General features: G+C 65.8%; 17 protein-coding genes, 2 tRNA genes and 1 pseudogene. 10 read left to right on the top strand and 10 right to left on the bottom strand.

What is annotated here, in order from left to right:
- Positions 1–61: 61 nt before the first annotated feature.
- The 4 genes from B7K24_RS12550 to B7K24_RS12535 are packed head-to-tail and all read right to left on the bottom strand — an operon-like array spanning position 62 to position 2,319.
- Positions 62–1,024 (bottom strand): DUF368 domain-containing protein, encoded by a 963-nt coding sequence (locus B7K24_RS12550; protein WP_084130676.1) that lies wholly within the window; start codon positions 1,022–1,024, stop codon positions 62–64.
- The gene (locus tag B7K24_RS12545; RefSeq protein ID WP_084130675.1) at positions 1,021–1,437 is read right to left on the bottom strand and encodes a hypothetical protein; all 417 of its coding nucleotides are present in this window, start codon (positions 1,435–1,437) and stop codon (positions 1,021–1,023) included. Before B7K24_RS12545 ends, B7K24_RS12550 begins: the two co-directional genes overlap by 4 nt.
- The gene (locus B7K24_RS12540; RefSeq protein ID WP_084130674.1) at positions 1,438–1,854 is read right to left on the bottom strand and encodes a hypothetical protein; all 417 of its coding nucleotides are present in this window, start codon (positions 1,852–1,854) and stop codon (positions 1,438–1,440) included.
- Between the two features lie 9 nt (positions 1,855–1,863).
- Positions 1,864–2,319: a hypothetical protein gene (locus B7K24_RS12535; RefSeq protein WP_084130673.1), complete on the bottom strand. Its 456-nt coding sequence runs from the start codon at positions 2,317–2,319 to the stop codon at positions 1,864–1,866.
- 142 nt (positions 2,320–2,461) lie between these two features.
- Here B7K24_RS12535 and dnaG point away from each other — a divergent pair, with 142 nt between their 5' ends.
- The 6 genes from dnaG to B7K24_RS12505 all read left to right on the top strand — a co-directional run bounded on the left by dnaG (position 2,462) and on the right by B7K24_RS12505 (position 8,764).
- A complete protein-coding gene (dnaG, locus tag B7K24_RS12530) occupies positions 2,462–4,399 on the top strand; it encodes a DNA primase (RefSeq protein ID WP_084130672.1) in 1,938 nt (645 codons plus the stop codon).
- Positions 4,400–4,647: 248 nt separating this feature from the next.
- A complete protein-coding gene (phnD, locus tag B7K24_RS12525; RefSeq protein ID WP_234986706.1) occupies positions 4,648–5,709 on the top strand; it encodes a phosphate/phosphite/phosphonate ABC transporter substrate-binding protein in 1,062 nt (353 codons plus the stop codon).
- A gap of 82 nt (positions 5,710–5,791) precedes the next feature.
- Entirely contained in the window at positions 5,792–6,562 is a 771-nt protein-coding gene (gene phnC, locus B7K24_RS12520) for a phosphonate ABC transporter ATP-binding protein (protein WP_084130671.1), read from the top strand.
- A complete protein-coding gene (gene phnE / locus B7K24_RS12515; protein ID WP_084130670.1) occupies positions 6,559–7,371 on the top strand; it encodes a phosphonate ABC transporter, permease protein PhnE in 813 nt (270 codons plus the stop codon). Before phnC ends, phnE (B7K24_RS12515) begins: the two co-directional genes overlap by 4 nt.
- Complete coding sequence (phnE, locus tag B7K24_RS12510; protein WP_159449249.1) at positions 7,368–8,258, top strand: phosphonate ABC transporter, permease protein PhnE; 891 nt, start codon at positions 7,368–7,370, stop codon at positions 8,256–8,258. The genes phnE (B7K24_RS12515) and phnE (B7K24_RS12510) overlap by 4 nt, the downstream gene beginning before the upstream one ends.
- A 59-nt stretch (positions 8,259–8,317) precedes the next feature.
- Positions 8,318–8,764: a VOC family protein gene (locus B7K24_RS12505; protein WP_084130668.1), complete on the top strand. Its 447-nt coding sequence runs from the start codon at positions 8,318–8,320 to the stop codon at positions 8,762–8,764.
- A 69-nt stretch (positions 8,765–8,833) separates the two neighbouring features.
- Here the strand turns inward: B7K24_RS12505 and B7K24_RS12500 are convergent.
- Positions 8,834–8,906: transfer RNA gene (locus B7K24_RS12500), tRNA-Asn, on the bottom strand.
- A gap of 117 nt (positions 8,907–9,023) precedes the next feature.
- On the opposite strand from B7K24_RS12500, the gene B7K24_RS12495 reads away from it, so the two are divergent.
- Positions 9,024–9,097 (top strand) — tRNA-Ile (locus B7K24_RS12495).
- A 226-nt stretch (positions 9,098–9,323) separates the two neighbouring features.
- Here B7K24_RS12495 and B7K24_RS12490 read toward each other — a convergent pair.
- Both B7K24_RS12490 and B7K24_RS12485 read right to left on the bottom strand, forming a co-directional pair.
- Entirely contained in the window at positions 9,324–11,090 is a 1,767-nt protein-coding gene (locus B7K24_RS12490) for a hypothetical protein (RefSeq protein WP_144268312.1), read from the bottom strand.
- Between the two features lie 182 nt (positions 11,091–11,272).
- Positions 11,273–12,211: a hypothetical protein gene (locus tag B7K24_RS12485; RefSeq protein ID WP_234986705.1), complete on the bottom strand. Its 939-nt coding sequence runs from the start codon at positions 12,209–12,211 to the stop codon at positions 11,273–11,275.
- 496 nt (positions 12,212–12,707) lie between these two features.
- Between B7K24_RS12485 and B7K24_RS12480 the strand changes: the two genes are divergently transcribed.
- Complete coding sequence (locus B7K24_RS12480) at positions 12,708–13,280, top strand: hypothetical protein (protein ID WP_084130665.1); 573 nt, start codon at positions 12,708–12,710, stop codon at positions 13,278–13,280.
- Between the two features lie 94 nt (positions 13,281–13,374).
- Here the strand turns inward: B7K24_RS12480 and B7K24_RS12475 are convergent, their stop codons facing one another.
- Positions 13,375–13,953, bottom strand: coding sequence for a helix-turn-helix domain-containing protein (locus B7K24_RS12475; RefSeq protein WP_084130664.1), 579 nt, complete (start codon positions 13,951–13,953; stop codon positions 13,375–13,377).
- A gap of 526 nt (positions 13,954–14,479) precedes the next feature.
- On the opposite strand from B7K24_RS12475, the gene B7K24_RS12470 reads away from it, so the two are divergent.
- Together B7K24_RS12470 and B7K24_RS12465 are read left to right on the top strand one after the other, a co-directional pair.
- Positions 14,480–15,037 carry a hypothetical protein gene (locus B7K24_RS12470; RefSeq protein WP_084130663.1) on the top strand — a complete coding sequence of 186 codons (558 nt, stop codon included), beginning with the start codon at positions 14,480–14,482 and terminating at the stop codon, positions 15,035–15,037.
- Between the two features lie 205 nt (positions 15,038–15,242).
- A complete protein-coding gene (locus tag B7K24_RS12465) occupies positions 15,243–15,713 on the top strand; it encodes a hypothetical protein (protein WP_084130662.1) in 471 nt (156 codons plus the stop codon).
- An 87-nt stretch (positions 15,714–15,800) separates the two neighbouring features.
- Here B7K24_RS12465 and B7K24_RS12460 read toward each other — a convergent pair.
- Positions 15,801–16,968 (bottom strand): annotated as a pseudogene (locus B7K24_RS12460) (IS3 family transposase).
- A gap of 114 nt (positions 16,969–17,082) precedes the next feature.
- On the bottom strand, positions 17,083–17,724 hold the full coding sequence (locus tag B7K24_RS12455) for a hypothetical protein (RefSeq protein ID WP_144268310.1): 642 nt from the start codon (positions 17,722–17,724) through the stop codon (positions 17,083–17,085).
- Positions 17,725–18,287 lie beyond the last annotated feature (563 nt).

The raw sequence follows: 18,287 nt of genomic DNA, 5'->3' as shown, positions 1-18,287 counted from the left end.
AAACACGCCCGATTCCGACCCCCATGTCCCGCCAGGACCATGGCGTGGGCCCAGGTCCGGCCTAGTCGACGGTGGTGTTCTCGTCGGCGTCGATCTGGGCCTGCTGACCCGCGAGAATGCGCGACTCGACCGCGAGCAGGACGATCACCACGACGAAGCCGGCGACGAACGCGACGAGCGGCGCGATCAGGTCTCCGTAGGGTGCGAGCTTCGTTCCGTCCTCCGCCTGCCAGGGCCATAGGGCGACAAGCGAGCCGGCCATGACGCCGGTCAGGACCACGAGCGTATTGCGGCGGTGGTGCTCCAGGAGGAATTGCAGCGCCTTGACGACGGACACCAGGCCGATCACGCAGCCGAGTGCGAACCAGACCAGGTATCCCAGGTCGCGGTCGTTGACGGCGGCGAGTGTCGGCTCGTAGAGGCCCATGGTGAGCAGGAGGAACGATCCCGACAGCCCGGGAAGTGCCAGGGCGGACACGGCGATGGCTCCTGCAGGCACGAGGACGAGGGGAGAGGGCTCGAGGTGGCCGCCCGGCAACGACACGATGACGGCCGCGGCAACCGTGCCGGCCAGCGCGAGCGCCCAGTCCTTGCCGCCCCAGCGGCCGTCGGGCCGGCCCCGCATCGGAGCGTGGGCGGCAAGCCTGAACGGCACCGAGAGCGACGCAAGGACCAGCCCAAAAAACAGGGCGCGCATGGTCTCGGGGTGCTCTTCTACGAGCGTCTCCATGACCGACGCCATGGCGAGTAGCGCGACGACCATGCCGATTCCCAGGGGAATGATGACGCGCCACGACACGCGCGAGTAGTCCTCGCGCGCCCGCGCCACGCCACGCCCGCGCACCACGTCGACGACGGCGATGCGCGCGCCCGTAATGAAGTGACCTGCGGAGGTCAGCAGCGTCTCGTAGACGCCCGTCATCAGGGCGATGGTGCCGCCGGAGACCCCGGGCACGGATTCGGCGGCGCCGATCAGTGCGCCACGCACGGCATTCAGGGCCGTGCGCCCGGCGTCAACCTTCATGAGGCGACCTCGTCAGGGGAACCGGCCACGGCATCGGCCGACGTTGACGAACGGCGACGCAACAACACCCACAGTGCCGCCAGCGGGAGGATGAGCGGCACCCAGCCGTAGGCGGAGCCGTAGCCGGTCCACACGGTCTCGTCGGCCCACCAGTCGGACTCGATGTAGCCGAGCGTTCCGACGATCAGGACGCCGGCGAGCTCGAGCGACGTGCCCCACAGCGCCACGCGTCGCCAGCCGCGCCACAACGCGATCGCGATGACCACGTAGAGCACGGCGGAGACGCCGGAGATGAGGTAGGGCAGGGGTGCCTCGGCCAGCTTGGTCGAGATTTGGTACGAGGACCGGCCCACCGCCGCGAGGCCGAGCACGGCATACGCGGCGATGAGGACGATGCGTCCGACGGGGTTCACTCAGCCTCCCAGCAGAATGACGACGCGCCACGCGAGCACGGCGCCCGCGATGCCGATGATGACGGCCGCGCCGCCGTCGACGCGCGCGATCTGGTCGGGCGCGAGGACGGGGCGGTTGGGGTCGGGGTCCGCGGCGGCGGCATCGGGCTCGCCGAGGCGGCCGATGCCGAGCAGCGGCACCAGGATGACCGAGGCCAAGAGGTAGCCCAGGGTCAGCACGATGGGGGCGCTGTGACCGCCGATGAGGATCGCCAGCACTGTGAGGAGGTGCACGGCGGTGACAATCCACATGGCGGTGACGATCCACTTGAGCACGCGGTGCACCGGCACCCAGATCATGGTGACGATGCCGCCGATGACCAGCAACGCGCACACGGCCAGATAGGCCGGCAGGACCAGCCCTTCGTACAGACCCATGCGTGGGGGTTAGTTCTGCTGCTGCGACTGCTGCACGCGCATGGGAAGGCGCGCGAGCTCTTCGCCGTCGACCGAGACGACCCAGGAGAACATGCCGGCCTGCACAAAGCGGATGCCGTCGATGGTGAAGGCGAAGCAGGCGACCTGCTCGTCGCCGTCCACGAGGTGGGCGGGACGGCCCAGCGTGAACTCGCCGCCCATGCCGCGCACGGGCTGGGCCTTGCCCTCGGCATCGGCACGGATGCCGATGGGGTACTCCTTACCGTCCTCGGTCAGCAGCTTGAGCTCGAGCTGGTGCGACATGTTGGTCGCGGTGAAGGGCACGTGGACCGTGGCCGCGACGGCGAGGCGACGGTGTGCGGCGGGGAACTGGCGCACGTAGATCGTGTTCCAGCCGGCGCCAAGCGCGTAGATCTTGCCCTGGACAACCTCGGCCGAGTCGGCGAGGAAGGCGTCGATTCTCACTGATATTCCTTTCATGGAAGGCAACTCGAACCAGGGTACCCGTGACCGACGCGCGTTCCGCTCGTGGCGCAACCCCACCCGTCGTGGCGCAAATGAGGACATCTGCGCCACGGGGGAGGGGAGCCGCGAGTAGCATGCAGCCGTGGCTGGGACGATCAATAGGGACGACATCGCGCAGGTGCGCGAGCGCGCGCCCATCGAGGACATCATCGGCCAGCACGTCGCCTTGAAGCCCGCCGGCGTGGGCTCCGTCAAGGGCCTGTGCCCCTTCCACGACGAGCGCACCCCGTCGTTCCACGTCCGCCCGGGCGCCGGGCGCTGGCACTGCTTTGGCTGCGGCGAGGGCGGCGACGTCATCGAGTTCGTGATGCGCATGGACGGGCTGCCGTTCGCGGAGGCGGTCGAATACCTGGCCGAACGCGCCGGCGTGACCTTGCGCTACGAGGCCGGAGGCGGGCCGCGCCGCGAGGGCACCGCCGGCCAGCGCAAGAGGTTACTCGAGGCTCACCGGGTCGCGCAGGAGTACTTCCGCGAGCAACTGAACACCCCCGAGGCGCGCATCGGGCGCGACTTCCTGCGCGACCGCGGTTTCGACCGCGCCGCGGCCGACCACTTTGGCGTGGGCTACGCGCCGCAGGGCTGGAACCACCTCACCGACCACCTGCAGTCCAAAGGCTTCACGCAGGAGGAACTGCGCGCCTCGGGCCTGGTGTCCGAGGGTGCGCGCGGCATCTACGACCGCTTCCGCGGACGGCTGTTGTGGCCCATCCGCGACGTGACGGGCGAGGTGATCGGCTTCGGCGCGCGCCGCCTGCACGAGGACGACCAAGGCCCGAAGTACCTCAACACCCCCGAAACGCCGCTGTACAAGAAGAACCAGGTCCTGTACGGCATCGACCTCGCCAAGGGCGCCATCCGCTCCGAGCGCACCACCGTCGTGGTCGAGGGCTACACGGATGTGATGGCCTGCCACCTCGCGGGCATCACGAACGCCGTCGCGACCTGCGGCACGGCCTTCGGTGAGGAGCACGTCAAGGTGGTGCGCCGCCTCATGGGCGACACCGGCGGCTCCCAACTGAAGATCGGCTCCACCGGCGCCAAGGTCATCTTCACCTTCGACGGCGATGAGGCCGGCCAGAACGCCGCTCTCAAGTCTTTCCAGCTGGACCAGCAGTTCCTCGCGCAGACCTTCGTCGCCGTGGACCCCGAGGGCAAGGACCCGTGCGACCTGCGCATGGGCGGGGGAGACGCGGCCGTGCAGGCGCTCCTGGAGCACCGCCAGCCGCTGTTCGAGTTCGTGATCCGCGCCTCCTTGGCTCAGTTCGACCTCGATACTCCCGAGGGCCGCGCCGGGGCCCTGCGCGCCGCCGCGCCGGTCGTCGCGGGCATCCGCGACCGCGCCATCCAGCCCGAATACACCAGGCTGCTCGCCGGCTGGCTGGGCATGGAGATGGACGTGGTGCGCCGACAGGTGTCCGATGCGTCACGTGGCCGCGCGGGCGGCCGCGACTCTCGAGGGGGCTCGGGTCAGGCGGCCGATGCGTGGGGAGGGCCCGTGGGCGGCGCCGGTGGGGACGGGGTCAGATCCGCGGCCGGGCCTGCGCGCCCCGACCGGCGCGATCCCGTGGTGCGCGCCGAGGCGCTTTCCTTGGGGACGCTCCTGCAGGCGCCCACAGAGATCTCGCACGACCCGGTTGCCGCCGCCATCGTGAAGGAACTGACCCCTGAGTCCTACACGGTGCCGCAGTACCGCGCGGTCTACGAGGCGATCCTCGCCGCGGGCGGTCCGGGCAACGCGGGCCCCGACTGGGCTAACGATGTCGCCGAACAGGCCGGTGAGACCCTCGTGGCGACCATCTCCGAGCTCGCCGTGTCGCCCCTGCCACACGACAAGCCGGAGACCTTGGGGCACTACGCGGGGACGGTGTTGGCGCGGGTGCTCGACCTGAGCCTCACTCGCCAGGTTGCGGCGCTGCGCGGGCGCATGCAGCGCGCGGGCACGGGGACTCCCGAGGCGCAGGAGGCCTTCGCGGAGATGATCCGACTCGAGACGCGCCGGCGCGAGCTGCGCGAGTCCTGACCCGAGGTAGGGGTCTAAGCCGGAGGCACGCCGTGAACGGATTGTCCAGCGTTCAAAGGTCACAAGAACGTCTCGTCCAGGGAACGTCTGAGTGAAATCCCTGTTACAGGCACGATAAATCTCCTCGTTCCCGCGCCACGCGCCCGCGCGGGCGGGTACGGTCCTAGGAAGCCGCGTTGATGCGGCGACGCGACCAGCGCCGCCGGCAGGGGGCGGCTGGCTATACCGACCGGAAGGTAGACGAGACTGTGAAGATCAAGTTCAACCCCATGGCGGCGGCCGCGCTCACGGGCGCGCTCGCGCTGACCGTGGCGGGCTGCTCGAGCGATGGCACCGACGAGGAGGCGACCACGGGCGCCACCACCGGGGCCACGACAGAGGCAACCGCCGAGGCGACCGACGACGCGATGGAGTCCGAGGGCTTGCCCGAGGAGCTCATCTTGGGCCTGGTGCCCTCCGACGAGGTTGACCAGCTCGTCACCGACGGCGACACGCTCGCTGCGCTGCTGGGCGAGGAGCTGGGTGTCGAGGTCACGACCTTCATCCCCGACTCGTACGCCGCCGTGGTCGTCGCGCTGCAGACCGACCAGGCCGACATTGGCTTCCTCGGCCCCATCGCCATGGTCCAGGCCGTCGACGAGGCCGGCGCCGTGCCGGTCCTCCAGTCGGTGCGCTACGGCTCGTCGAGCTACGTCACCCAGTGGATGACCAACGACCCCGACACGTTCTGCTTGGACGAGGTCACCACGGAGGCCGACGACGAGGGCGTCAACTACTCGTACTGCAACGGTGCGACCGGCTACGACGGCCCCCAGGGTGAGGACGCTCTCGCGCTGCTCGACCCGGGTGCCGACATCGCCTTCGTGGACGAGTCGTCGGCCTCGGGCTACTACTACCCGGCCACGCAGCTCCAGAACATCCTGGGCATCGACCCGCTGACCGACCTGCCGGCATCGTTCTTCGCCGGCGGCCACCCGCAGGCCGTGCAGTCGGTCTACGACGGTGACGCCGTCGTGGGCACGTCGTTCAACGACGCCCGCTCCGAGCTGGCCGAGGAACTCCCGGACGTCGGCGAGAAGGTCGTCGTGTTCGCGTACTCGTCGAACATCCCCAACGACGGCGTGGTGCTCTCCTCCGACCTGTCCGAGGACGCTCAGACCCAGATCACCGACGCCCTGATGGCGCTGGCCGAGACCGAGGAGGGCCTCGCCGCCCTCGACGCGGTCTACAACATCGAGGGCCTCGAGCCCGCCGACGTGGCCGCGCTCGACGAGGCCCGTCAGGTCGCCGCCAACTTCGGCGAGAGCTAAACAGCCCGACCACACGCGGTGGTCGCGTCCCGCTCGGCGGGGCGCGGCCACCGCGTCGGCATTCCAACGAGATAGTGACTTCATGATCGAGCTCAAGGACGTCACGGTGCGCTACCCCAACGGGGTCGTGGGCCTGGACGGCGTCAATCTGACCATCCCCGACGGTGAATTCGTGGTCGTCGTCGGCCTTTCCGGTGCGGGAAAGTCCACCCTCATCCGCACCATCAACGGCCTGGTGCCCGTGACCTCGGGATCCCTGTTGGTCGACGGCATGGACGTGGCCAGCGCCTCCAAGAAGGAGATGCGCGCCATCCGCTCGAAGATCGGCATGATCTTCCAGTCCTTCAACCTCGTGAAGCGTACGTCCGTGATGAACAACGTCATCATGGGCCAGCTGCACGACATCCCCTCGTGGCGCGCCATGCTCGGTGCGTGGTCCAAGGAGGAGAAGGAGAAGGGCTACCAGGCGCTTGAGCGCGTGGGCATCGTCGAGAAGACGTGGACCCGCGCCTCTGAGCTTTCAGGCGGCCAGCAGCAGCGCGTGGCCATCGCCCGCGCGCTCGCGCAGGACCCCTCCGTGATGCTCGCCGACGAGCCCGTCGCAAGCCTCGACCCGCCTACCGCGCAGATGGTCATGAAGGACCTGCAGCGCATCAACCGCGAGCTGAACATCACCACGCTGGTCAACCTGCACTTCCTCGACCTTGCGCGCCAGTTCGGCGACCGCGTGATCGGCATGCGCGCCGGCCAGGTCGTGTTCGACGGCACGGGCGCCGAGGCGGACGATGCCGTGTTCGAAAAGATCTACGGGCGGTCGCTGACGGCAGACGACACGCTCGCCGAGCCGGCATGACCTCCCAAGTCACCACGGCATCGGCCCCCGTCACGCCGCGGCCCAAGAAGCCGGCCCCCTCGATCCCCGTGATCGTGGGCCTCGTGCTGGCCGCGGTCTTCACGTGGTGGGCCGGGCACTCGATGGGCTTCTCGCTGCGCCCCCTCATCGAGAACTGGTCCAACGGCTGGGTGGTCATCGAACAGTTCCTCAGCCCGAACTGGCCCTTCATCTGGCGCGTGTGGGACGCATGGGTCGAGACCATCGCGATCGCGATCGTCGCCACGTTCATCGGCGCCGGGCTGGGCCTGCTGTTCTCGTTCATGGCCTCGCGCGTCACGAACCGCTCCGGCTGGCTGTACCGCGCCACCCGCTGGTTCCTGTCGGTGCTGCGTTCGCTGCCCGACATCGCGTACGTGCTGATCTTCGTCGCGCTCGTGGGAGTCGGCTCGCTCGCCGGAATCCTGGCGCTGATCCTGTTCAACATCGGCATCGCGGCCAAGCTCACCAGCGAGACCATCGACGCGATCGACCGCGGCCCGCTCGAGGCGGTCGACGCCGCGGGCTCCGGCACCTGGTCGCGTGCCCGGTGGGCGGTGTTGCCGCAGATCCTGCCCAACTACCTGTCCTATTTTCTTTATGTCTTTGAGCTCAACATCCGCTCGTCCGTCGTGATTGGTATTGCGGGCGGTGGCGGTATCGGCCAGGTCATCAACGTGCAGTTCTCGCGCTTTGCATACGAGAACGTGTCCGCGATCGTGGTCGCGCTGTTCGTGGTGGTGCTGCTGATCGACCAGCTGAGCCAGTACCTGCGCCGGAGGTTCGTGTGAGCGCCGTGACCAAGCCGGCCGCGGCATCGGCCGCCCCCACCCGCCCCGCCGAGCCCTCGAAGGCCAAGGCGACGCTCACGTGGATCGCGCTCGTCGTCATCTTCGGCGGCGCGGCATGGCTGTCCAACGCCAAGTGGAGCGAGATCACCGACGTCTTCACCGAGGGCTGGCGCTACCTGGGCCTGATGGGCGAGGGGCTGTTTCAGAACCCGTTCACCGAGCCGTGGTCGGGCTACTGGACGCTCGCCTTCGAGCGCATGATGGAGTCGGTCTACATGGCGTGGGTCGGCACCATGATCGGTGCCGTGATCTCGATCCCGTTCGGGTTCCTCGCCGCACGCAACGTCGCGCGCCCCGTGACGGTGCAGATCACGCGCGCGTTCCTCAACCTCATCCGCGCCATCCCCGAACTGGTCTTTGCGATCATCATCATGCTGCCGGTGTTCGGCTTCGGTCCCGTCGCGGGCACCGTGGCGCTCGGCGTGGGCGCGGTCGGCACGCTCGGCAAGCTCACGGCCGAGGCGCTCGAGGGCATCGACCCTGGCCCCGTCGAGGCTGCCAGGGCATCCGGCGCCAAGGGCCTGCCGGTGCTCCGCTGGGCGTACTGGTCGCAGGTGCTGCCCGAGGTGGTCGCGTTCTGGCTGTACCGCTTCGAGGTCAACATCCGCGCCTCGGCGGTGCTGGGCATCATCGGCGCCGGTGGTGTGGGACAGCTGCTCGGCCAGCTGTTCGGCCAGCGCGAATGGGAGCAGATCGGCATCACGCTCGCCGTCGTCATCGTGGTGACCCTGATCGTGGATGCCATCTCCGGAGCGATCCGCCACCGCATCATCGCGGGCTCCGGCCAGCACGTGTCATCGAAGGAGAAGGCCGAGGCCAGCCTCTAGGTCCTGTCCGCTGTTGCTCGCCCCGGGCGCGTGTCGGCGCCCGGGGCTAGCCTCGTTTCATGACCGTGCAACGTGTGTCCATGGTGACCCTCGGCGTCGCCGACCTCGAGCGCTCGCGCGCCTTCTACGAGGCGTGGGGCTGGACCGCTCGCCAAGCCACCGAGGAGATCGTGTTCTATCAACTCGGCACGCTCGTGTTGGCGCTCTTTCCGTTGTCTGCCTTCGCCGAGGACCAGGGGAGGGCCGATGCCGTGGCCGGCTTGGGCGTAGGAGGCTCCGCCCTGGCGCAGAATTACGTATCGGAGGCCGAGGTCGACGAGCGCTACCAGGCGGCGCTTGCCGCGGGTGCGACCGACCTGAAGAAGCCGGTAGCGGTGGGATGGGGCGGGTACAGCGGCTACATCGCGGATCCCGACGGCCACGTGTGGGAGCTCGCGGTGAACCCGTTCTGGGTGACGGCGGAGGATGGCGCCACGCGGATACCGGATGATCTTCCCGAGGGTTGAGTGGGGCATCGGCCCTGGTCGAGCCCGGAAAATACGAAAGCCGGCCCCGTGGGACCGGCTCTCTGTGCGCTCCTCCAGTTGGACTCGAACCAACAACCTGCCGATTAACAGTCGGCTGCTCTGCCAATTGAGCTATGGAGGATCAGCAGTCAGAAATACTACAGGACAATCCGGGGTGGTGATGACGCCGGAAGGTGCTGACTAGACTGATCGGCGGTCGCTCGTCCTCGGGTCCCGCGTGGCGCGGTGGGGCGGCCACGGGCCAGTAGCTCAGCCGGTTAGAGCAGCGGACTCATAATCCGTCGGTCGTGGGTTCAAGCCCCACCTGGCCCACCTTTGGGGTGCACTCGCTTTTGGCGGGTTCATGCACTCGGTATTGCGCGAGAAGCCGCAGATCGCGGTTTTTGGGCGTCGGGCCAGGCGCGTGGGCGTGTTCTTTGCGCCTACACGGGGTGCCGGCAGCGTGAGCGGAAGCGGTGGGGGTCCTGAACCGCGCTGGATGCCCTCGTTTTTGGTGTGTAGGGCATGCTTCGCGGCCGACTCGGGGTCGGCTGCGGGGCTAGGCGACTTCGGGGATGTCGGGCACGATCGACGGCGGTGGAGGTGGCTCGTTGATCGGTTCTGCCACCGTTCGTCCAGTCACACGGTGTGGCGTGTGGTCCTTATCGTCGGAGCGTCGCCATGCGTGCCCGAAGGGGGACAGGGGAGTGAAGCCTGGGTCGCTGACGGGCGCGTCTGCCTTCTTGAGGAATCGCAGCAGCGAGTGGACGTTGGTGGCGATGGTGCGCGCGAGGATGGCGATGACCTGCTTGCCCATGCCGACATGGCGTCGGTCGCCGGCTTGGGCGAGGCTGCCCAAGAGACTGTTCTTTGCTTCGCCGTTCTTGCCCTCGATCTGGTTGCGCTCGGGGCCGTACACCGCGATCCACTTGTCGCTCTTGTAGGAAAGTTTCTGGAGCCAGCGTGCGCCCTCGCTCTTCGGGATCGAGATCGACGCCTTGTTGCTGCAGGAGGGCAGATCCTTGTCTGGGTGGTTAACGACGACAGCGAGCGTCTTCCTGCCGGCTTCAACGAGCGCGGCGTCGTTGCGTGTGACTTTGCGGTAGTCGCACGTGGCCGTTGCGCCGTCTCCGTGGCCAGGGCATCGGAAAACGTACGAGGTTTCATTTTGTGTGTCGCTCTTAGGGCGTAGCGCGTATGCCTCGCGTGCCTTGATGCGTGTGCGCCAGGTTTGGTAGTCGATCTTGCCGTTGTCGTAGTCGCTGTTAGCGTCGACAAGTTTCTGGGGGAGGCACGGGCCGTACCAGGTACCTTCGACGAGTTTGCAGCCCTTGTACGTGTGCTGGACTCCGAGCTGGTTGCCCTTGTACATCATGACGAGGTCGTAGCCCATGCCTTTGACCAGGCCTGCGTAGGACTCTGGGGACTGCTGGCTGTAGCCGAGGTCGGTGGTGACGTGGCCAAGGGGAAGTCCTGCGAGCTTGATGCAGGCGAGCGAGTCTGCGAGGTTCTTTCCGGGGGCGTGCGCGGGTCGGTCGACTCTGCCTGACAAGATGATGGCGGGGAACAGCGTGCCTACCCCGGGGCCGGTCGTCAGGTTGTAGTGGTAGTCGTAGCCGTGGGTGTACTCGGTGTCGGCGTCATTGCCGTCTCGCTCGGCGTAGGGCCGGTTGTCTTCCTGCTTGGCGTGCCATCCTGCATTCGCGTCGATTGCCTCTGAGGTCCAGTGGCCGCACTCGCCATTCTTCTTGCACTTGCAGCGCTTGTGTCCACGGCCCCAGATCGGGACCACGGTGGCGTCCGAGGTGACGTCGCCTCGCCACTCTCGGCGGTGCTCCTCGGGAACAAGGAGCCATGATGGCAGGAGCATGGCACTTGTCACGTCATCCATGCGCTTCTGGCGTACGGGGATCATGTCTCGATCCCATTGGCTACGCTGCCGGTCGTACTCTTCCAGCTCTGCGTGGGAGTAGTGGCGGTCAGCGGGGTAGATCTTGGGGCTGATCGCTTCGTTGATCTTGGCAGCCAGGCGCTGGACCGATGAGTCGTCGATGCGCTTGCTCGTGATCTGCCTCGCTCGGCGGATCTGCTCGAGCCGAATCGGGTCATTGGGCTCGAAGCGGGCGCGGACCTTCTTTGACTTGTGCTGGTTGATGACGTGCACGATCTGATCGAGCGAAGCGGGAATCCTGTTAATGGCGCACGCGATAGATGCGACCAAGTATTCGCGCACGCTGACTTTGCCGTGTCGGCCGGCCTTGCGCTTTTCCTGACTGACACGGTCGTCCTCGAACCATTGCTCGATCATTGTGTCGACGCCGGTCACGTCCACGTAGTCGGCCGCGAGTCGGATCCAGATCGGGGCGACGTCGGGAAGGGTGACGTGCGTTGCGCCCGTGCCAGGCGGGCTCTGATTGGACGCTAGCGCTTGCCACACGCGTTCGAGCACGGCTGAATTGCCCGTCTGTGTGGGTGCAGCGGGCGACTCGGGGCGGAGGGGGCGTTTGATCAGTGCGCCTGGGGAGGTGTGGTGGGTGAGGTTTGGGCATTGCGCATCCACAGGCGCACTGTCAGCTCGTCGGGTTGCGCAACGAACTTGGAGATGCGCTCCAGGCCCCCGATGGTGCTGATTCCTGCCGCGGCGATGACCACTTTGGGTGGCACGCCGGCAGTCAGGTGCGCGGCAAGCCATGTGGCTCTCATGCGCTGCGTGTTGAGCAGCGCGACGTCCTTTGTGCAGTCCTCGACGAAGGCTGCGACCATGCGAGGGTTGGCGCGGGTGCGCCGACCGGGGCAAAACACGAAGTCGTTGCGCAGGCTGGCGGTCGCAGCTGTGTCCCGTAGGCGCTGCTCCCATCCTGCGGAGACCTGCACCTGGCGTGCGCGCCTGCCCTCCACGTTGAGCAGGACACCGTAATCGTCAACCTTGATGTCGTGATGCGTGAGGGCGATGATCTCGGACGTCGTAAGGCCGGCACCGAAGCCCAGCGAGAGCAGGATGGTCGCTTGTTCACGCCGGTGCTGAGAAGGCTGGCTTCGTGCCCATACTCGGAACGCCGCGACCTCTGCGTCCGAGTAGGGGCGCGAGGCGTTGTCGTCTCGCTTGAAGGTCCTCATGGGTACTGCGCGACGGGGGCCTTCGAGGAGGCATTGCTCGATGCGGAACAGCCTCCCGCGGTAGGTGGTCCGCGTTGCCTGCTTGAGGTCGACTTCGGGTGAACTCGCCCATTGTTCGATCACGTCTCGTCGGAGTAGGACCTGCGCATCGAGTTCCATGCCGCGCAGCCACGCCCAGCGCGTGAGGCTCGTGACGGCGGCGAAATCGTTGCGCGCTGCGTTGACGTCGGCGGGCATGCTTGCGCGGATGACGTCCTTGACGAATGGCTCGATCGCAGCCCAATGCTCTTCAGGCATTGTGGAGCCATAGCTTGTGATGTATTGAGTCACGGCGTCTCCTTGAGGATCAAGAGATCGTTGGAACTCAAAATCGTGCGCTTGGGTAGTCGCGATGTCGCGTTCAGGGGCTACCCCACTTTTGGCACTCTCGCCGCTCTCGTCGACGACGGGGGTACTCGACACCAGTCGGATCGAGCTGCTGCGATCCGCGTTTCCGGCACGTGTACGACGGCGCTCGGCACTGTCGCCTCGCCGGGCGGATGAGCTGCTAACTCTTGCCGCAGATACGCCTGGCATCGCTGGCTTGTCGTCCATGTTTCGCATAGGGCGCCATTGAAGACCACGGTCTCCGCGATCCCGAGAAAATCTCGCGCAGTCCATCTACCAGGGACTTTGGTCCGGCTGCGATCCGGTGGTCGGCGTGGGCGTGTGATCGGTGTGGGTGGCACGTTGCTCGTGAGAGAGTCCCTCGCGTGGGCGGTCACGCCGCACTATGCGCGTAGAGGGTGATCCCTAGTGCGAGATGGAGCGGCTAATCTGTGGCCTCGTGGCAGGAAAAACCCGAGAACCTCGTGACTGGATCATCGACGAAGCGAAGCGAGACGAGTTTGGCTCGCCGTTGGCGAGCTTCGACGAGCACGGCTGGGTCGAACCCACGTCCGCCGAGGAGCAGGTCAACGTCCTCGCCGCACAGGAGCAGCACCTCATCGTTAGTGAGCTTCGACGGGTGGCGATCGAGTTCCACTACGAACTGAGCGAGCGCGAAGCCGAGGTGACCTCTGAGAAAAATGACCACAAGCGCGCCCGCCGATTCCTCGATCTCGAGCAGGACGTGCGCGTCAAGACGGACGTCTTGCTGTGGTGGTTTACGGTGATGGGCACGCCAGATCAGCTCAAGAAGGTGTTTAAGGGCGAGACGGCCCTGAAGAATGCCCAGCGCATCGACCTTCTCGCAGCGCATGAGGCGATGAGACGTCAAGCGCCCCGCCGTCAGACGTCGAAGGCGCCCACCGAGCTGCCCGAGTCGGCGCGCGCCGGGGTGGGTGCCTCGATGCCGTTTAGTCCCCACGCCAGGCTGACGGATCTTTCGGTCCAAGGCGCCCCGGTCGTCCACTGGTAGGGCTCTCCCCGCGCGCGTACCGCACGTCGAGCGGGCGGGTTGTTGGCGTGCTGGTTCTCCGAGTCCACCTTTGAGTGCGCCGCCTGCACGCGCCTTACCAGCGTGACAGGCTTTGCGCCAAGCGCTCGACCTTCTCGGGGTCTCGACCGTCGAGCAGCCAGGCCCGGACGCTCATTCCTTCGAGGTCCTCTCGGGGCTCGTGCACAAACGCCTCTGTTGCTCTGAGGTCGACGTGCTGGAGGTGCGTTGCTATCAGCCGCCACTGGGGCAATGTGCCCGTGGGGGTGAACTGCCAATGCGGCAGACGGAACACGCGCGTCCCGCGGTGTGCGAGGAGTTCGCCGCGATCCACTCGGCGGCGCACTGTGCTCGGTGCAACCTGGAGGTGCGCCGCGACTTGTGTGGTCGTCAGTGCACCCGCTGTGGTGTCCGTGACGTGTATCGCCGCGTCAATGGCGGGTGTGAAGTCTGGGCTGTAGTTCTCGATGGCGCTCCGAGCGCGTGACGCATTCTCATCGTCGAGCCCTGAGATGTCGAGGAGCGTCGTGACAGCCGAGTGCGAAGCGATCGAATGGCGTGGGTGGCGGCGCAGAGCGTCGATGAGGGCGCTCTCGAATGTCTTGCGTTCCGCGGGAGCGACCAGCTCCTCGGGGATGCGCAATTCGAATGGCATCTGGCCAGATTACGTCAGCAGATGAGATGCGGCGCAGGTCGCGAGGCGGCGCTTGCGCATGTGCGCCGACCGCTCGCATGGCACCGGATGCGCGTGCGCGTGATCGGTGGCCGACGTGTGTGCAGCGCTATTCCCTCGCGCCCCAGTGTTCCCCGTGACGCTCCGAACTGCGCGACTAATGTTCGTCTGTCGGTGGCAGCCTCGCGGACCAGGAAGAATATTTTCCGTGAACATTAAAGGGAGTTAGCAGGGCGAATTCCATGCCTTCATTCGTCATGAGATGTGGTGGTCTACCAGGCTACTCTGGCAGATCATGGCATCCAGTGGCAGGATTGCTGTGGTCGTGAAGGCGTGGTTCACGGTGTCTAGTCAATGGGGTGAATTGTGATTCTTGATGTGATTCCTGTCGCAGTCGCGACGGCGCAAGATGCGGTGCTACGCGGAAGCTGGCTGCGGCCCTGGCGTGCGCGTCGCGCGGAACCCCAGCTCGAATGCTTGCTACGCCTCGACGTTTTCGGCAATCACGATGACGCGTAGCGCCGGCGCAGAGGTGTTCGTCGATATCGACGGCGTGATCAACGCGCAGCCCGACGGGCCTGACGACCTGGAGCACTGGCCCGCCGACACGTGGCGAAGCCGCTACGTGGACTTCGGAGCGCCGATGGGCGCAGGGACTCTCACCTGGAATCTCGCCGCCGTCGACGCTCTGCGTGTCATGGGGGCCATGCCCGGCGTGCAGATGCGCTGGTGCACGACGTGGGGCGACCATGCGGTCGACCTCCTGGCTCCCATTGTCGGTCTCGGGCACGACTGGCCGGTCGCTCCATGGGTGGTGAAGAACACCCCGACCAGCTTTTCCTGGTGGAAAGCCCAGAACGTCAACCGCGCCGTCGCGGCTCGTGGCGTGCGTGCGGTGTGGATCGACGACGACATCGACACATGGCGGCGCGAAGTTGCTTTGCAGCAGCGCGACCACGAACTGGGGTGGCTGCACGAATCTGTACTCGCAGTGTGCCCCGATCGTCGCCGTGGCATCACGAGCGACCACATTCAACACATCGAGCAGTTCTTGGAGGGCGCGTGATGATGAGATGCGCCGCCCCCCGTCCCGGGTCGTGGATCGAGAATCGGCGACCGCCGAGTGTCCTCGCCAACGAACGGACTGATGCATACGCGGTCCGCGGCCAACTCGCGCCGGCTGGCGCCGTGCCCGGGCCGAAGTCTGCGATCCGAGGGCGCCTCCGCTACGGCATCGCCGACCTTGGTAACCCATCGAAGAGCGCACTGTCGTGAGCGCACCCCGTGAGTCAAACCCTGGCGCAACCAGCGGCATCGGTGATGACCACCCGCTCCTGGGTGAGTCCGTCCCCTCGGTCGACCTCAGTGTCGACAAACTTCTCATCGTCGTCGTCACCGAATCCAGCACGAAGTACTACATCGACTCACGCGGAGAAGGCCCACGCATGATGCGCGCACGCGGCGTTGGCCCCACCCATCACTCGCCCTACGACAACCAGTGGCTCCCTCTTCGGGGTGTCATCTCATACCCGCCGGAGACGGACGTCGACGGCTTAGGGCAAGGCCGCGACGGTGACTACTCCCACACCCTCATCCGCCGCGGCTCGCGACACCAGTACTACTGGAGCGCGACAACCGCCGACCCCTCCCAGCCGCTCAGCAGCTTTCGGCCGCGCATGTCAGACCACGAGTGGTTTCTCCAGCGCACGGCCAGCGACATCTACGTGCTCGATGCTCTGTAGTTTGTTTAGAGGTATGGCTTCTCGGGACGATTCGCGGGTGCGTTGCGTAGCGGCCGGGTCTGCCCCAAGATCGGTTGACCGGGGTGGTCAGGCCACGAGAGCGACCTGTTGGGTAGCGTAAACGGTCTCAAACTCTATGGGCGTCATCCGGCCCAGGCGTGCTTGCCGGCGGCGTCGATCGTAAGTCTTCTCGATCCACGTGATGATCGCCAGACGGGGCTCCTCGCGGGACTCCCACCGCTTGCGGTTGAGAATGTTCTTTTGCAGCAGCGAGAAGAACGACTCCATCGCGGCATTGTCGCCAGCAGCACCGACGCGGCCCATCGAGCCGCGGATGCCATGGGCGTTCAGGGCCCCGACGAAGCGCCTGGAGCGGAACTGGCTTCCTCTGTCCGAATGGCACGTCAGATCGCTCAGATCAGCACCCACGAGTGTCCGTCGGGCAACGGCTTGCTCAAGGGCGGCGGCCGCCAGCGAGGACTTCATCCGGCTGTCGATCGCGTAGCCCACGATGCGGTTCGAGAACACGTCCTTGATGGCACACAGGTAGAGCTTGCCGTCGCCGGTCCAGAGACACGGTGATGTCGGTCAGCCACACCCGGTGGGGGGCGTCGGCGGTGAACGCGCGCTCGACGTGGTCGTCGAGGACAGGCGGACCGGCTTTCTTGCCCGAGCCTGTGCGCTTGTGCACGGCGGCGATAATGCCTGCTTCCTTGCACAGCGAGTGGACCTTGTTGCGCGACACCTCGAGGCCGAGTGCCTGGAGTTCGTCGGAAATGAACCGGTAGCCGAACTCGGGATCGTCGGAGTGGACGTCGAGCGCGGCGTTGATCAGGTAGGCACGATCATGGTCGGCGTCCGTGATGGGGTTGGCCTCCCACTTGTAAATCGCCTGCTTGGAAGAGCCGTGTCCCTCGGCAGGTCACCGCGACGGGGATGCCGTCGGCGGCAAGATCAAGGACCCGCGGGTACGTCATTTTGGGGAGATCGACTTGGCGAAGTACGCCGCAGCCCTCCCGAGGATCTCGTCCTCTTCCTCGAGCTGAAGATTGCGCGTCTTCAACTCACGCATCTGGGCCGATCCCTCAGCAGCGACGCCGGGACGGACACCGTCCTCGACGTCGGCCTTCTTCAACCAGTTGCGCAGGCACGACTCAGTGATGCCGAAGTCCTTCGCGATCTGCGCGATCGAGCCGCCCTGACGGGCGACCGCGACGACATCTCGACGGAACTCGGTGGGATAGGGCTTGGGCACGGGAAACATCCTTCCAGCACGGACCGAGATCCGTGGCGGTCAGAGTCAATCGATCTTGGGCCAGACCCTTGCGCGACAGTCGCGCTCCAGTGCCGTTGAATCCTCAGTGGGCGCCTACAAGCCGTCTATGCCGACAGTACTCAGGCAATCAAAGCCGCCCTCCGGTGCGCTTGAGAACTCCAGGGCGAGTTCCGCCAGTTCCCATCCGTCTGCGTCGTCGTCGGCTTCGACGCCGTTGTCCTGCAAGCATTCGCGCAGTTCAGTCTCTTTGGATCGCACGTACTGGGATAGCTGTTCGCGAGCGCTTGGCTGCTGCTGATAGGCAGCGCTCAGCCAGTAAGTTTCGCTTGTCTCGCACGCACGGATCATCTCCCATCCTGTGTCTGGGTCGATCTCCTCGCCGTGTGAAGCTCGGTACATCGGCACCTCGAGTCCGGAAGCTTGCGTCACGTCCGCGATTGACGCGTCTAGTCCCGCATTGCTCATGCAGTCGACGGCCCGTTGGGTTGCCCCGCGCATTGTCTCGTAGGGGACCTCTCCTGTAGCTAGAGCCTCGCGAAGCTCGTCGATCTGTGTCTCGCTCGCTCCCTCGGAGGTCGCTTCCTCAAGATACGACTGCACCCGCTCTGAGTATGGCTTCTGTTCGCTCGACGCCGAATCCTCGCTCGTGTTCTCCGCTGAGCACCCGGCGATAGTTGGTAGTACGCACATTGCTGCCAGTGCCGGAGTCAAGAGGCGACGAATTGAATTACTCACCGTTGTTCCTCTCGATCCACGTGATGACGGGTCGCACAGGTAACTGAGATCCTCGAGATTCCATCCTTAGTCTGCAGCCTCCAATTATCAATGCGGAAGTCTCGCGTCCAGTGATGAGTACCTTGGGTGCGGAAAATTTTAAACATCGCGCTAACGCCAGCTTGTGTGGTCGTGTCGAAGCGAAATATGGCGAGCGACGTACCAAGAGATGTAGTGCACCCTACTCCCACGCTGAAACATTTTGTGTAACAAGATAAGCTATAAATGCATTGAAGCGCATGTGCGACGTCGCGACGATTCGCTATAGACTTGCAAATAACGCCTCCATGGGCCCAAGCGATCGTCCCCCAGGCCTGTTTATCGAATTTATCGCTTGGGTTGGCTCTCGTCAAGAGTCGCTCGCGTCGATGATTGCCGGGCGTGTGCCTATTGGTATGAGACCTTTTCGATCCGCGTGTGTATCGCAGTTGCATGCGCGGGATCGTGGCGGATGGTCGGCGCCCAGGATTCTCAAGTTTGCATCAGCGCAATGGGCACGCAGGCTTTTGGGACTGGTTAAGTGA

It is taken from the genome of Demequina sp. NBRC 110055 (assembly GCF_002090135.1).
In the GTDB taxonomy this organism is placed as follows: Bacteria; Actinomycetota; Actinomycetes; order Actinomycetales; family Demequinaceae; genus Demequina.
Note: the sequence above shows the minus strand (reverse complement) of the source record. Positions and strands in the feature narration are given on the sequence as shown.